The following is a 14,838-nucleotide window of genomic DNA, read 5'->3' on the forward strand; positions in this document are numbered from 1 at the left end:
ATATTATCAAAAATTTTATAAAAAATAAATAATTACATTTTTTCCCAAGATATCATAAAAGAGAATTTTATATATTTATCTAAATTTACTGATTATAGTTTTAGAATTAAAATGATATGAGCCCTTTATGACAAAGGTTTTATTTTTTTAACTTTCTATCATAAGGGGCTCATATGAAAATTAGTATAATCTATTTATAATTTTTCTTATAAAAACATCGCTCCGTTACTTGTGGTACGGTTCACCACTATTTATTATATATACTTAGACCCCTATATTACAAGATTTAAGCATTTTTAGTTCAAATTGAATCTCCCCTTAACCTATCGCCCCTTCCTTCCTCAACACATACTTCACCTGCTCTTTACTAAGATCATATCTTACCCTCAACCTATCGATATTTTTTCCATTATAATCCCTAACCATCCTTCTATTCCTATCCCCCATAATCATTTTACTATACACAGGTATGTATATAGAGCTACCTCCATACATTTTGCAAATCTGCAAAAAGTTTTCTATTCCTACTATGTCTACCATTGTATGTAAATTATAAGGTATATCTTCCATTATTACATTCATAATTTTCCCTCCATATTTTTATTATTATCATGCCTTGTGCCTAAGTGCTGTGCTTATACACCAAAAACGCTATACGCGCGTACATACACATATGCGCTATTTTTTCTTATTTTTTTGTAATTATTAAATAAGTAGAAATCCTTATAGGTACACTAAGCACACATATTGTCAAACACAGTTCTTTGCTGACTCCTAAGTTGTGCCTATATCTGTGCTTATGCCTGTGCCTATCTACCAAAGCACAATATTTCTATCAAATTTTCTGTGCCTTGCTGTGCCTAGAATTTAAATTTCACTTTTAATAAATGTTTTTTGAGGACCATATAAAACATATCTTACTTTACCAGTTTTGTTTGATGATAGTTTTTCCCATCCTCCTATACGATTTAATATACTCTCTATTTCATAAGAATCTATTCTTTTTAAATCTTGGCGTTCCTTGTAATAACACTCACACCAAATTTCCATTATACAAACTTTATCTCTTTTTACTGTACCTTTTTTAGGACTTATGTCATTGTTACTTAAAAAACTACGTCTTTCATAGAGATCCATCTCGTCCCAATTTTCAGGCAGTAACTTTTCTAAGTATTCTAAAATTATCCCTTCTCTTGCATCACACTCCATTGCTTGCTTTTGAGCATTATAAGCCATTGCTACTACTTCACCTTTTAAAAATAATTCTTCTCCCTCTTTATAAGCATTTATTGCTTCTGCCCAAATTTGGTCTACTTCTTTTAGCTCCCAAGGTTTATACATACTAACGCCACTTACATTTACTGGCCAGAATCTTCTGTTTCCTGTTATATCTCTTAGAAATCCACTTTCTGCATTAGTTGTTCCCACGATAATATTGCTCCTTGGATGATTTTCCACAGTTATTCCATAGGCTTGGCGAAATTTATCGTCTGTTCGTGTTACAAATGATTTAATTGTTTCCACCTCGACTTTTTTCATTCCTGCAAGTTCTCCCAGCTCCAATATCCAGTATCCTTGGAGTTTTTCTGCTGCTGTTTTGTCTTTCATGTCTGTTATAGATAAAGAATCTGAGTACCACTCTTTTCCTAGAATTGAGAATAATGTTGATTTTCCTATTCCTTGAGGTCCGTTAAGAACTAATATATTATCAAATTTTATTCCTGGTTTATATATTCTAGCCACTGCTGCACAAAGAGTTTTCCTTGTTACTGCTCTTACAAACTCACTATCTTTAGCTCCCAAATAATCAATTAAAAGAGTATCTATTCGTTTTTTGCCATCCCAAGTTAATTTACTAAAATATTCTTTGATGGGGTGATAAGTTCTTTCTGACCATACTAAACCTAGAAGGCCATCCTTAAATTTTGATGGTGACCAAATTCCATAAACCTTTTCAAAATATATTTTTGCACAGGCATAATCTGCATCTGACCATCCTAATTTAGCTTGTTTCCAAGGAAGTTTTCCAATAACATCTATAGAAAATTTTAGCTCGTTATATACAATGTTTTTAAGATTAGGATCATATCGAACAATATTAGTTATATTTGCTAAGGTACTTTTCACTTTTCCATGTTTGTCTAACTCTAAAAGCGCCTGCCAATTTTTATTTTCTTCTTCATCTTCCACAATATCAAACTCCATAGCTGCCAACTCTTTCCTCTCCTTTGACAATTGCAACCTTACTTTCTCATCATTTATGGCAAGTTCCTCCATAGCCTTGTATGAAGGTAGATTTACCCACTCCTTATTATCCTCCACATTTTCATCCAAATGAGAAAACTTATGAATTCTCACCAAATCAAAAGCATTTAAAAGCTTTCCACAAGCCATATCTGTTGAGTGATGGGAAAAAGCAAATTTGTCATCGTAAACTACAACTCCTGCTGATGAAGATGCAGGTATATAGTCATATCTGCCCTCCATTTCACTTTTTTCATAAATATCTGACAGAAAGTTATCAATAGCCTCACTTATGCTATAAGTACGACAGAAGCCTCCAACAACACCGCTTTTCTCCAGGGGATCAGCTTGTTTGTTTATATTGTTTTTTATAATAATTTGTTGTCTGCTAGATACAGGCCAGGAAGCAGAGTTGGACCAATTACCATATTTTTCTAAAACATCATCAGGATTTAGTCTTTCACCTTCTATTTCCCTGAAAATAAACTCTCCATCACATGAAGTTGATGGCCAATACATAAGGCGGCTTGGCTCATAAGTTGTATCGTCAAACAAATCTATTCCTATTTCCTTGGCAATCATTCTACTTACAGCGCAATATTCATCTGGTGAAATATTTCTACTTAGAGGTATAATCAAACGAAATCTTGGTTTTTCTTTTTTGTGATTATGAGTGGAGTAAATTAAACAGTAAAAGGAGAAAAGCATTTCTATTTCATCTATAATATCTGCTGTGGCATAGTCCATGTCCAGTGTTAGGGCGCTTCGGCTTATTACACAGTCTTTTCTTCGTTTGTTGTCTTTCAGTTTTCCCAGGACAAACCCACCCACGTCTTTTATGTCATCCTTGACTGCTTTTGGTAGATTTTTATATTCTTTCATAGTTTCAGATGTTCTTGTAGTTGTTGATATTCTTTTTATAAATGTGCTTAAATTTATCTCTTCATAGTTCCAGACTTTATCTTTTCGAGATTTCCCAGTGCATATATCTATTTTCATTTTTCTACCCTTTCTTCTTCTAGTTATATATAAATAATCTTATTTTGATTTTAATATTATTTTCTACTAGGTAATTATCACTTTAACCCCCTCTAATTTAACTTTCTTTACTTCTTATAAAACTCACAACTATATCCCTCAGCCTTCAAGGGCAAGCCCTCTCCATAGTCTGGCAAAGTCGTCATAATCTCACATATCTCTTCCACAGTAGTTTTACCTTTTTCCACTTCCACAACTACCTCATCGTGAACGTGCATCACTATTTCAAACCCCTTATCCCTCAGATTAACCATGGCATTTGCTAGAATATCTCTGCTAATTCCCTGTACTATGTTTTCCACCAATTTAGGACCGTAAGTTTCAATTCTCTCATACTTTTTATTTTGACTTATGCCTTTGTAAGTTAAAGAAGTTTTGCCAAATTTATTAACTCCCAGTCTAGGATTTCTGTAAGCAAGTTTTCTTTTACTTGGAAGTTTTATAAAAAGAATATCATCTTTGTATTCAAAAATGATTTTCCCAACTCTTACTGTCTGGGAGTATTTCACTGCATCTATGGCTGCATCTCCCACCTTCCACCAAAAGTTTGTAATATTTGCGTTTACTCTTCTCCATTTTTGCACCAGTGGAAGTAGCTCTTCTTCCTTCAAATTCATCTCCAAAGCTCCCATAACTTTCAACGCTCCCACTGAACCTCCATATCCCAAAGCAAGCTCGGCAATTTTTCCTTTTTGTCTCAAATCACTTTCTTTTGTAATCTCTTCTATGGGTAGATTGAACATTTGAGATGCTGATGCTTCGTAGATTTTCCCATGACTTTTGAAAGTATCAATTCTCCACTTTTCATTTGCTATCCAAGCCAAAACCCTGGCTTCTATGGCAGAAAAGTCAGCAACTATAAACTCACATCCACCCCTTGGTAAAAAGGCTGTTCTAATAAGCTGAGACAATACATCTTCTGTGGAAGTATATAAAAGTTCCACATCTTCATATCTGCCATTTTTCACAAGTTCTCTAGCCAAATTCAAATCTTTTATATGATTTTGTGGTAAATTTTGCACCTGCACCAACCTTCCTGCCCATCTGCCTGTGCGAGATGCCCCATAAAACTGAAAAAGACCATGCACTCTTTTATCTTCACAAATACATCTTTCTATACTTTCATATTTTTTCACAGAAGTCTTGCTTAGAGCCTGTCTTAATTTTAGAACTTCACATACTTCTCCTTCAGATTTCTCAATTAATTTTTCCACGGATTTTTTATCAAGTTTCTTTGTTTCTACACCTTTTTCATATAAATAATTTTTCAACTGTTGCAGTGAATTTGTATTGTTCAAATTAGTCAGTTTATAGAATTTATTTTTTATTTTTATTTTGTAAATCAAGTCACATTTAAGACAGTGATTTACAAAATCCACATCCACCAATATGCCTCTATCATTTATTTCTTGGTCTAACACATATAATTTCAGCTCATCATCACTTATATGATAATTATTCAACTTATTTTTAATTTCCATCTCGCACTTTACATCATTTATACAGTAATCTTTAAAAATCTCCCACTTCTCAGGGTTATCTTCTGGTAAATTCCTTCTTTTGAAATTATTCTTTTCACTAGGATTACAAGGAAGGGTAAAAAGTTTTATAAGACTTTTTCCTTCTTTCATTTTTGGGCTATTTACATTTAAAACTTGCCCCACCTTGTCCAAAGTAGTAGGCAAACCCACCATCAAAGATTGTACTTGTGTGCAATGCCAAGAAGTAGCAGACAGTTTCATGTTTAGGTGTTTTGATAAGCAAACTCTTTCAAAAGCTGCATTGAAAGCAGTTTTTATAATGTTTTCATTTTTAAGTGCATCCACCAATTCTTGGCTTAGCTTTTCCCCCTTAGTAAAATCAACTATTTTCACATGGTCATCATCAAAAGCATAGGCAAAGAGTAAAATCTCAAAATCCTCTGCTTCTGTATAGGCATAAACCCCACGATTTAACAAGTTTACCGATGAAAATGTCTCTATATCTATGGATAAAGTTCTCATTTTTCCTCCTATAAATAAAGGTGGAAATATTAACAGTCACGTTTACTAAATCCACCTTAAATTTTATGTATGCAATTTTTTAAACTAGTCTAAGAAGTTTTCCTCCACATCTTTTACAACTTCAAACTCATCTATGGCAGAAACTTTATCATATATTGGAACTCCTTTTCGTAGGAACTGTATATTTCCTAACAATACTGCCACTCCTTGACCATCACTTGCATTATAAGGATAAAACGTCATGCTGACTTTTCCATAATCACCAACAGTTAGCATACTTTTATCAGTGATTTTTTCCACTTTTGCGTTGACCACTTCTGGAGCATTATATTTGCAATTAGCATTTAAAAAGAAAGAATTTTTAAAAGAATCATCAGCATTTTCCTTCATATCACCATCTTTTATGGGATTTTTAAAAGTGTTTTCATCTATTGCACCATATTTTGAAATATAAATTTCCTTAGCTGCTTCAAGTGCCTTCTCCATTCTTTTTACAGTGACCTTATCTTCCTTATTTATTAGACATCCCACACTGTACCTTAAGCCTGATCCATTTATAGAAACAGGCTCCCAAATGTTCAAATATCTAAACCTTACATCTAAAATAGCTTTGCATAAATTTTCATTCTTACTCATATTTTCCCCCTTAATACCTAATCTAAAGTTTTTCAGCTTCTATTATAATTTGTGTAAAATCCTCACTTCTCACTTGTGATAACTTATTTGCCCCAAATTTCATAAGAAGTGTTTTTATTTCTTCTGTTTTCCCATTTTTAGATTTTTGTGCCAAAACTTCTCTCACTTTTTCAATTGTTATTTCATTTTTTTCAATTTTTGTCTTATTATTATCTGTTGGAGTTTTATCATTTGTAGATATGTTATGTTGATTTTCTGCTAACGATAAGCAAAGTTTAGATATGTTTCCCAAGTTCCATGATAATTCTTCCAATATTTCCTTCATATTATCATCCCCATTTTAATTTTATAAATTTACCACAGTAGTTTTTACTACTACATTGCCATATCTGGTTTATTTCCTAATCTATTCACCCTACACAAGCATGGAATATCATTTACATCTTGTTTTATTATACTAATTATCTTTTCAATGCTATTGTTGTTATCAATTAAAATAACTAGTTTTCCATCATTAGAAAATTCAAATTCTAATTGTTTAGATTCACCTACCTTCTCATTTCCTATTTCAAGCTCAGATTCTTTCCACATACTTTTTTCTAAATTTAATGTCTCTAATTTATCATTTGTATCTTTTCTTTTTTCACAAATTATATCTTCCAATTTCATATCAAGTGCTTTTGCTATATAACTTGCCTTTTCTTTTTTAATAGGCTTCCCCTCTTCTGCCCTTTGTATAGTCTTTGCAGACACAGTCTTTTTTTTAAAATCCTTTTTGCATAAATGACTAATTCTATTAGCTAACCTCTTTCTAGAAAAACCCTTTCCCTTTCTAATTTCCTTTAATTCCCCTATCAGATAAATCCCCATAAAGCCACCTCATATATAATAAATTTTACAAAATATATTTTTATAATATATTTCTAAATATATGTTAGCATATGAGATTTATTTTTTTTGTAATTTTCACTAAAAAAATTGGCCAGTTAGTCAAAACTTTGGACAGTTTATTTTTTTTATACATCGTTTTTCATTTTAGATGAGTTTAAGTTTTGATAAACTCAAGATATGTTTTAATTAAATATAGTGTTGATATAAGGAATAATCTTAATAAAAAATTCCCTTCGCTTGAGCGACGTGTCGGCGAAACACTTTAAGCCACTGCGTGGGCGCTATACTTTATGTCGCCAATGATATATCCTCGTTACCACTTTAAGCCACTGTGTAGGCGCTATGAAATTTTAGGCAACGACCTTAATCCAAAATTTACTTTTTTACTACCTCTTACACCCATTGATAATACTTCATTATATAAGTTTTTCACATTAAAAATGGTAATATAATTTCCTTGTAAGTAAAAAAGTAGGAGTATACCGATTAATTGATATACCCCTACTATTTTTTTCACATTATATAACAATTGCTTAGAAGTGCTCTCCATTTTCATAATACTTCTCTTTTTCAAAAACTGTAAAAGCTAAATCCATACTTTCTATATTTAGATTTTCTCTTATATTGTTAGTGATTATTTTAGCTACTGTATCTTGAACCTCTTGACCTCTATCAAACCAAGCTACTTCTACAAATGGATATACATCCGCTATCTTACCATTTCTTATAGCAACAGACTTTATACATTCTATTTCAAAATAATCTCTTGGGCATTTTACAGCTTCTACTAATTCATCAATCATCTTTTCACTTATCTTACAGATGTCGTTTTCATTTATTCCTCTTACTTTTATTTGTGGCATAACTTTCCTCCTATTGTTGAGTTTATTACTTATATTTATCTTACCATTTAGTCAATATTTCCTACATAGGACAATCTTGTAATAGATATATTATAACAAATTATTTAAAAATAACAAAATGGTTAGTAAATTATAGTATCATAAAACTCTATAATGAGTTATATAACCTTCTTTTCTTATTTGAAAGTTCTTTTCCATTATTTCTTTTTTAATAATGTTTTTGTTGTCTAAGCTATACCATAAGTTCCATATATCTAAGTTGTCTAAATTATCATACTCTTTTTTCAAAACTTCAACGTAATCATTATATATATTACTTATCCTTATCACTATTTGATAAATCATGCCATCTATCTATTATATCAAAATATTCATATATATTCTCCACCTTTCCTATGCGATAACTGTATATGGCTTAATTTTGATTATTACTTTTTGATTGAATTAAATTGTGATTTATTTTTTAGTATACATTATAGGAATATAAAAAAGAATTGATTAAATAACCAATTCTTTTCGTGTATTTCAATGGTGGAGATGATCCAAATCGAACCCCTATAGCACTATTTTATTATAATAATAACACCTCAAAAATTCCAAACTGTCAAAAATCTAAGCTTATTACTTTAATAACTTATAAATTCTAAACTATCTAAATCAGAAAAGAGCTTTTAATGTGTTTACACCAAAGTGCACAACCATCCAAGCTCTTTTCATAATTATATATTCTTAATATTTATTTACCCTTCAACAGACATAGGATTGTAATTCTTTCTTGGAATTACACGCAATACAATACTTTCTGGATCAATCTGTAATTCAATTTTGTCACTCTTTAGTTCAGGAATTTCTCCAACAGTTAAAACAGTCCCTACCTTCATTCTATCAGCATCAATAGTTATAGTATCAATCATATCTTCAGGTAGAGAAGCATATGGGATTTCAAGATGTATTTTTTCTAGTATCCCTGCTACTTTATCATCATTGATAATAATTATATGAATTAAGCTGTTAACCTTTTCATCTTCAGTTAAAGCTTGAAAACTGATGTGTAAAATTTCATTATTAACTGGATTCAATGATTTTTCCTTAATTTGTACTGGTATTGTTTTCCCATCGATATTCATCATCACCTTACTACCTTCACGTTTTAGGCGAATCAATTTGCGTGCAACGACTTCTTCCATTTGAATAGATATTGATTCTGGCAAAAAGCTACCAAACACATCTCCAGGAACCATCCCGAGTCGTCTCATTTTTTTTGCCTTTACATTAAAATCACGTTTTTGAACATTAATAGTTTCCATTTTGTTTCCTCCTAATTGTTTTATAATATATGCTTAATTGCAGCGTCTTGCGTTGCAAAGAAACAGGCCATAGAAATGATGCTTTTATTGCTGATAGTCACAGCTTACCTACAATTTTCTTTATATAGTGCATTATTACTTTACATAACTTATAATTTTACTTTTTTACTACTCAAATGTATTACTAATACTTTAGTGTAAAGGTTTTCAACAAGCGTAAGCGTATCATAATTTCCTAATATGTAAAAAAGAAGAGCTTTTATACAACGCAATAAGCGCAATACCAAAAGCCCTTCTTTAAAGACGGTTCTTTTTTTTATTAAAAATTTTATTTTTAATTTACAGTTAAGTATAGTGTATAGTACTTCCCCTTAAAAAGCAAGGGGGCATTTTCCCTTTTGTCTACCCTTGTTCGAAAATATGTATAAACTATCAGGTCATATTATAGTTAAATAACATGTTTCACACAATTTTCTTAACACACATAATTGTATTTAAAAAAAAATTAAAAGAACATTATTATTATTATTTGAAAAAAATGTAAAAATATATTATCCTAATTTAGGGTCTTATCTCTATAATATAAAAGACAAAGTATATTATTAAAAACAATTGGAGGAGTAAATGTACAAAAAATCAATAACACTAATATTAGCAATAGTCGCACTTATATTATTAATAGGTTGCTCAAAACAACCACAAAAAGAAACACCTAAGGAAGAAAAAACAAAAGTAGAAAAAATAGTTAAAAAGGGAGACAAATTAGAAGAAAACTTAAATGAAAAATACATATAGTAGAAAATCAAAATGACACAGGAACAATTTACTATTTTAAAAACAATGAAATAATATTATTATACGGATATCATGCAGACTCATATAAAATAGAAGATAGAAAATCAGATAATAATCTAATATATAACCTTTCATCTAAAGAATTTGGAAATCCAAACAATACAATAAATTCTTTTTTACATTTAAGTCAAAATGAAGATGAAACCCTAAACATGATGTGGAATTGTGAAAATGGCAATTGTTTTGAGAAGAATAATCTAAAGTTATTGACTGCTGAAGAATGCGTACAGTCAATAGTATCATCATATCCATCATACAAACATGATAGAAATTGGGAAGAATTTGGATTAACACAGGAGCTATTCAACCAAGCATATGATGAAATACAGGAAGATGAATTATCTAAGCAAATAACTGAAGAAGAAGCACTTGAACTGTGCAAAGAAAAGGTGAAAGATGTTTGGGATGCAGATTCTTTGACTTTGGGTACAGACGATTCTGGACTAGACAAAGTTATAGAACTTAATGGACATAAATATTATGGCATCTACTATATAAACGATGGTATGGCAGGAGATTTCAGATTTTGTGTAAATGCTTCAACAGGAGAAGTATTTTTCCAAAGCTCGGCTGATTTGCAGTCTTTAACAGCTATAGATGAATATTTACAAGAATTTAATTAAAATCTGTGAAAATTTTATTTCATAAAATAAAAAAGCTTTTCATAATAACATAAAATTATTATGGAAAGCTTTTTTATGGGTTGCTTAATTTTTATTTATTTGTTCTTGTGTTGCTGTTTCAATACAGAATTTAGAGTATTTAACCAGCCCTATTGGAACTGCTATTATACCAATTATAATATCTAATAGAACTCCTATATTTTTTATGCTTCTAAAACAACCCTTGATGTCTTCATATTTATCTTTTTCTAACCATAGGTATTTAGCAAGTTTAATTGTTAAATATCTACCACCTATTAAAACAACAAATGGTAGGAATACTATTGATACTATAAATATAAATATATATTTAATCCATTTTGACAATATTTTATTCTCCTTTAATATTTTTATTTAAAGCAATTAACTTTGCTTATATCATCTGGTTTCTAAGGAGTAAATTATACATTCCGTTATTGTAATAAATGTACAAGATATAACTACAATGTATATAATTTCGAATCCTACATAATTGTTTTTCTCTATGTATCTGTAATACTCATTCCAATAGCTTAATATTACACATTCACTTAATTTAATAAAATCTTTTACATTAATCTTTCTTAATATTTATTACTGAATTAAATAAGTTATCTAAGCAGATTTTGTCACTAATTTGATTTATTTGTAATATACTATTATATCCTAGCATTGTATACTGGGATATAATAATCAAAATAATAAAACATGTCATCAAATAGTTGTGATAAAGATGATTGCACAAAATGTTGCTGTACTGAACCAACTGGAACTACTGTTAACGCTATTAATACTTCTTTATCAATTTCAGTAACACCGCAAACAAGGATATTACTAGTTTATTCTGTTACTACATCTGGATTAAGTTTAGCAACTGCTGTTGCTGGTTATGCCAGCACTGGAATAACTATCAATTAACTTCCATAAGTATATTATGAGGAGGTCTATATGATAAGCATAAGTCTTTGTATGATAGTAAAAGATGAAGAGTTAGTAATAGGAAGATGCCTTGATTCTGTAAAAGATTTAGTAGATGAAATTATTATAGTAGATACAGGTTCAACAGATAAAACTAAAGATATAGCAATGATGTACACTGATAATCTTTATGATTTTGAATGGATAAATGATTTTTCAGCTGCTAGAAATTTTTCCTTCTCCAAAGCAAGAAAAGACTATATTTTATGGCTTGATGCGGATGATATATTATTAAATGAAGATAAAATAAAATTTCAACAATTAAAAGAAACCCTTGATAATAAAGTTGATATGGTAATTATGAAATATAATGTTACCTTTGATAAAAATAACAAACCCTCATTTTCATATAATCGAGAAAGATTACTAAAAAGGACCATGGGTTATTTATGGTGTGGCCAAGTGCATGAAGCCATAGCTCACTATGGAAATATTCTTTATTCTGATGTAGCCATAAGTCATAAAAAAATTAAGGCTACTCCTTTAGATAGAAATCTAAAAATTTATGAAACCATGATTTTAAATGGAAAGAAATTAGACCCACGAGAAGAGTTTTATTATGCTCGTGAATTGATGGATAACAATAGATTAGATGATGCTATTGAAAAATTCACTCTATTTATCGACTCTCCTGAAGGATGAATAGAAAATAAAATTAGTGCGTGTAAAAATTTAGCTGAATGTTTTTTTAGACAAAATAAAAATATAGCTGGACTAAAAGCATTACTAAGAAGTTTTCAATTTGATGAACCAAGAGCAGAAATATGCTGCGATATAGGCTACTATTTCTTTGTATTAGAAGAATACTCAAAATCCATATTTTGGTATAAACTAGCTCTTACACGAAATCTAGATCCTACCTCTGGTGCCTTTCAGCTAATAGACTGCTATGATTATATACCTTGCATGCAACTATGTGTATGCTACGATAAAATTGGCGATAAACAAAAAGCTTATGAATATAATGAAAAAGCTGGTTTAGTTAAACCATATGATGAAAGCTATTTATATAACAAAGATTATTTTAATAATTATTTTAATGCTGAAAAATCTTAGATTTAAAATATAATTTTGACAAAAGAAAAGCTGTCAAAATAAATGAGCTATTGTAAATATCCCATTTACAATAGCTCTTTTTTTCTAATTTTTTATTTTTCTTAATTAAAGAAATTGTATTTAGGTTAAACTATACACTCTACTAAGCCTAGATTACAATTGAATAAAATTTATCGTATACTTATAACATAAGTCAGATCGAGAAATAAGACATAGAAATGTTAAATAAAAATTTCAAAAAATAGATTTAAACAATTGGGATATATCTCAGTGCTTTTATTACTTTACAAAGATGATAATACCATGGCTAAAGCTGAAATTCACCCACAAAATAACTTTATGATAGGTATGTTACCATGAATATAGTTTAATAGTTATACTCCCGTTCCATTTGCACCAATGACTACTTCCTCTCCTATACTTCAAAGTGGTAAGTTCTTTAGTTCTTCATTAAATCATCACAAAAAGCTGCCACATCACTACCAGTAACTTCTAGCACTTCTTTACCTAAGGCTGCTCCCTCTTCAAAAAAATCAACAATTCCTAAAAGTAAGTCCATACTATCTTTTGCTTCAACAGTCCCCACCCATTCTTCCAGCATATCAAGAACACTATTTAAAATCGGCATAAGATTTCGACCTGTAAAATCTCCATACATAAAAAGATTAGTATTTATTTCATCCCATGCATTTTGATAATCAGCTGGTAGTTTGCTTACTCTCAATTCAAAAGCTTTAAATTCTTTAGTCATATCACTTCCTGTGATTTTTTCCCAAAAATTCATTATTCCATCTCCTTTAATTTATTAATTCTTGTAGAAACAAATTCCCATTTTGCCCAAAACTTCTTTAGCTCTTCACGTCCTGCATCATTAAGAGTAAAAAACTTTCTTGGAGGTCCCATATCAGATGGCCTTTTTGTACTTTCAACTAATTTATTTTTTTCAAGCCTTACTAATATTGTATAAACTGTTCCATCTACAACATCAGTAAATCCTAAGGCATTAAGTTTTTTTGTAATTTCATATCCATATGTTTCTTCATGACTAATTATCTCAAGAACACAACCTTCCAATACACCTTTTAACATTTCTGTAATATTTTCTATTTTAATCACCTCTTTACTATGTAGTAATACTGGTATTTAGTATTACTTACTACCACTATATAGTATCACTAGATAGTAGTGATGTCAATGCTGATATATAATTAAAAAAAGAAGTGCAATCAATACACTTCTTTAACTAAAAATCACAACCATATAATTTATATTAAAATTAAGAACCACTTATAGAGCTTAATTTCTATGACAATTCTATTATTGCATTTATCTTGTCTTTACTTTTTGCTGTAATAATATGCTTATTGCCCTGCTCTTCATAATAACAAACAACCTTTTCACCATAGAGTATTTCTTTTTTGTATACTATTCTTATATTATCAAAAACCTTATTCTTATAAACATCCTCTGGTAAAATTTCATATGCCATATCTAAGTAATTTAAATTATGCATATGTTCATTTATATCAATGTCCCTTCTTTGAATATAATAGTCCTTTTTAAAAAGATAATTTTCACATTTAATATCTTCTATTTGTTCTGGAAACACACTTTTATCTGTTTCTGATTCATATAAATCTGCAATATCTGCTGTAAGCTTCATTGGTCTTTTCCTATCTGTATCAATCAATATCCATCTAGATGTTCCAATTGCAATAATATTGCCTTCTTTGTCCTTAAGCTGAAAATCACGATATGCATATAGCCTTTCTACTTTTCTTGACCATGTTTCTGCTTTTATATCATCATTATATTTAGGTCTTTTTATGACCTTCATCTTCCAATCCAAAAGTATCCATACTCTCTTTTTAGTTTCTATATCTAAAACTCCATAGCCTACAGATGCACTATGAAGCCCTGCTACGTCTTCCATTATTGCAAGAAGTGCTTTATTAGTTGCTTCATTTTTTATTCCTATATCTTCTAAACCAATTTTATAGTTGTTGCAGTATATCATCAGTATTTACCTTTCTGTTTAATATAGTTATTTTTATATTATATATTAGTTCCTATTTTTCTAGATTTTTACTACTTTATTTACTAGAATATTATTAGTGGAAATTTAAAATTTGATAATATATAATAAGTAAATCTAATATACACTTTAATTCTATCAAATTTAATAAATATATACATTATCAAAATAAAAAACATCTATAATAATTTATTATATGTTTTTTAATATTAACATAATATACATCTCTAATATCAATAGTTCCAAATATAAAAAGAAGATACCTCCTTTAATCATCAAAAGAGATATCTC

The 14,838-nt window shown here is 29.7% G+C and carries 18 protein-coding genes; 5 read left to right on the forward strand and 13 right to left on the reverse strand.

The window, feature by feature from the left end:
* Positions 1-318: 318 nt before the first annotated feature.
* The 9 genes from QX51_RS18085 to QX51_RS18130 all read right to left on the reverse strand — a co-directional run bounded on the left by QX51_RS18085 (position 319) and on the right by QX51_RS18130 (position 8,982).
* Positions 319-582: a Mor transcription activator family protein gene (locus QX51_RS18085; protein ID WP_039681301.1), complete on the reverse strand. Its 264-nt coding sequence runs from the start codon at positions 580-582 to the stop codon at positions 319-321.
* Positions 583-867: 285 nt separating this feature from the next.
* On the reverse strand, positions 868-3,243 hold the full coding sequence (locus QX51_RS18090; RefSeq protein ID WP_039681302.1) for a virulence-associated E family protein: 2,376 nt from the start codon (positions 3,241-3,243) through the stop codon (positions 868-870).
* A 107-nt stretch (positions 3,244-3,350) separates the two neighbouring features.
* Positions 3,351-5,285, reverse strand: a complete 1,935-nt coding sequence (locus QX51_RS18095; RefSeq protein ID WP_039681303.1) for a DNA polymerase — start codon at positions 5,283-5,285, stop codon at positions 3,351-3,353.
* Positions 5,286-5,369: 84 nt separating this feature from the next.
* On the reverse strand, positions 5,370-5,921 hold the full coding sequence (locus QX51_RS18100) for an ssDNA-binding protein (RefSeq protein WP_039681304.1): 552 nt from the start codon (positions 5,919-5,921) through the stop codon (positions 5,370-5,372).
* 22 nt (positions 5,922-5,943) lie between these two features.
* Positions 5,944-6,246: a hypothetical protein gene (locus QX51_RS19720; protein WP_052233165.1), complete on the reverse strand. Its 303-nt coding sequence runs from the start codon at positions 6,244-6,246 to the stop codon at positions 5,944-5,946.
* Between the two features lie 50 nt (positions 6,247-6,296).
* A complete protein-coding gene (locus QX51_RS18110) occupies positions 6,297-6,791 on the reverse strand; it encodes a helix-turn-helix domain-containing protein (RefSeq protein ID WP_039681305.1) in 495 nt (164 codons plus the stop codon).
* Positions 6,792-7,345: 554 nt separating this feature from the next.
* Complete coding sequence (locus tag QX51_RS18120; protein ID WP_039681307.1) at positions 7,346-7,675, reverse strand: DUF1904 domain-containing protein; 330 nt, start codon at positions 7,673-7,675, stop codon at positions 7,346-7,348.
* 138 nt (positions 7,676-7,813) lie between these two features.
* Positions 7,814-8,005, reverse strand: coding sequence for a hypothetical protein (locus QX51_RS18125; protein WP_141660770.1), 192 nt, complete (start codon positions 8,003-8,005; stop codon positions 7,814-7,816).
* Between the two features lie 410 nt (positions 8,006-8,415).
* Positions 8,416-8,982, reverse strand: a complete 567-nt coding sequence (locus tag QX51_RS18130; RefSeq protein ID WP_039681309.1) for a 5S rRNA E-loop-binding protein — start codon at positions 8,980-8,982, stop codon at positions 8,416-8,418.
* Positions 8,983-9,606: 624 nt separating this feature from the next.
* On the opposite strand from QX51_RS18130, the gene QX51_RS20805 reads away from it, so the two are divergent.
* Both QX51_RS20805 and QX51_RS18135 read left to right on the forward strand, forming a co-directional pair.
* Positions 9,607-9,777, forward strand: a complete 171-nt coding sequence (locus QX51_RS20805) for a hypothetical protein (RefSeq protein WP_161791950.1) — start codon at positions 9,607-9,609, stop codon at positions 9,775-9,777.
* Between the two features lie 215 nt (positions 9,778-9,992).
* Positions 9,993-10,460 carry a hypothetical protein gene (locus QX51_RS18135; protein WP_152607258.1) on the forward strand — a complete coding sequence of 156 codons (468 nt, stop codon included), beginning with the start codon at positions 9,993-9,995 and terminating at the stop codon, positions 10,458-10,460.
* Positions 10,461-10,544: 84 nt separating this feature from the next.
* Here QX51_RS18135 and QX51_RS18140 read toward each other — a convergent pair whose 3' ends face one another.
* Complete coding sequence (locus QX51_RS18140; RefSeq protein WP_039681311.1) at positions 10,545-10,826, reverse strand: hypothetical protein; 282 nt, start codon at positions 10,824-10,826, stop codon at positions 10,545-10,547.
* A gap of 360 nt (positions 10,827-11,186) precedes the next feature.
* Here QX51_RS18140 and QX51_RS18145 point away from each other — a divergent pair, with 360 nt between their 5' ends.
* From QX51_RS18145 to QX51_RS21635, 3 genes are all read left to right on the forward strand, one after another.
* Positions 11,187-11,396: a hypothetical protein gene (locus QX51_RS18145; RefSeq protein ID WP_039681312.1), complete on the forward strand. Its 210-nt coding sequence runs from the start codon at positions 11,187-11,189 to the stop codon at positions 11,394-11,396.
* Between the two features lie 30 nt (positions 11,397-11,426).
* Positions 11,427-12,098: a glycosyltransferase family 2 protein gene (locus tag QX51_RS21630; RefSeq protein WP_330376109.1), complete on the forward strand. Its 672-nt coding sequence runs from the start codon at positions 11,427-11,429 to the stop codon at positions 12,096-12,098.
* A 264-nt stretch (positions 12,099-12,362) separates the two neighbouring features.
* Positions 12,363-12,512, forward strand: coding sequence for a hypothetical protein (locus QX51_RS21635; RefSeq protein ID WP_316712565.1), 150 nt, complete (start codon positions 12,363-12,365; stop codon positions 12,510-12,512).
* 439 nt (positions 12,513-12,951) lie between these two features.
* On the opposite strand, the gene QX51_RS18155 is transcribed toward QX51_RS21635, so the two are convergent.
* The 3 genes from QX51_RS18155 to QX51_RS18165 all read right to left on the reverse strand — a co-directional run bounded on the left by QX51_RS18155 (position 12,952) and on the right by QX51_RS18165 (position 14,529).
* A complete protein-coding gene (locus QX51_RS18155) occupies positions 12,952-13,296 on the reverse strand; it encodes a DUF1048 domain-containing protein (RefSeq protein WP_074429656.1) in 345 nt (114 codons plus the stop codon).
* Positions 13,296-13,628, reverse strand: coding sequence for a PadR family transcriptional regulator (locus QX51_RS18160; RefSeq protein ID WP_330376110.1), 333 nt, complete (start codon positions 13,626-13,628; stop codon positions 13,296-13,298). The genes QX51_RS18155 and QX51_RS18160 overlap by 1 nt, the downstream gene beginning before the upstream one ends.
* Positions 13,629-13,815: 187 nt before the next feature.
* Positions 13,816-14,529, reverse strand: coding sequence for an acyl-[acyl-carrier-protein] thioesterase (locus QX51_RS18165; RefSeq protein WP_039681313.1), 714 nt, complete (start codon positions 14,527-14,529; stop codon positions 13,816-13,818).
* Positions 14,530-14,838 lie beyond the last annotated feature (309 nt).

The sequence above is a fragment of the Terrisporobacter othiniensis genome, assembly GCF_000808015.1.
In the GTDB taxonomy this organism is placed as follows: domain Bacteria; phylum Bacillota; class Clostridia; order Peptostreptococcales; family Peptostreptococcaceae; genus Terrisporobacter; species Terrisporobacter muris.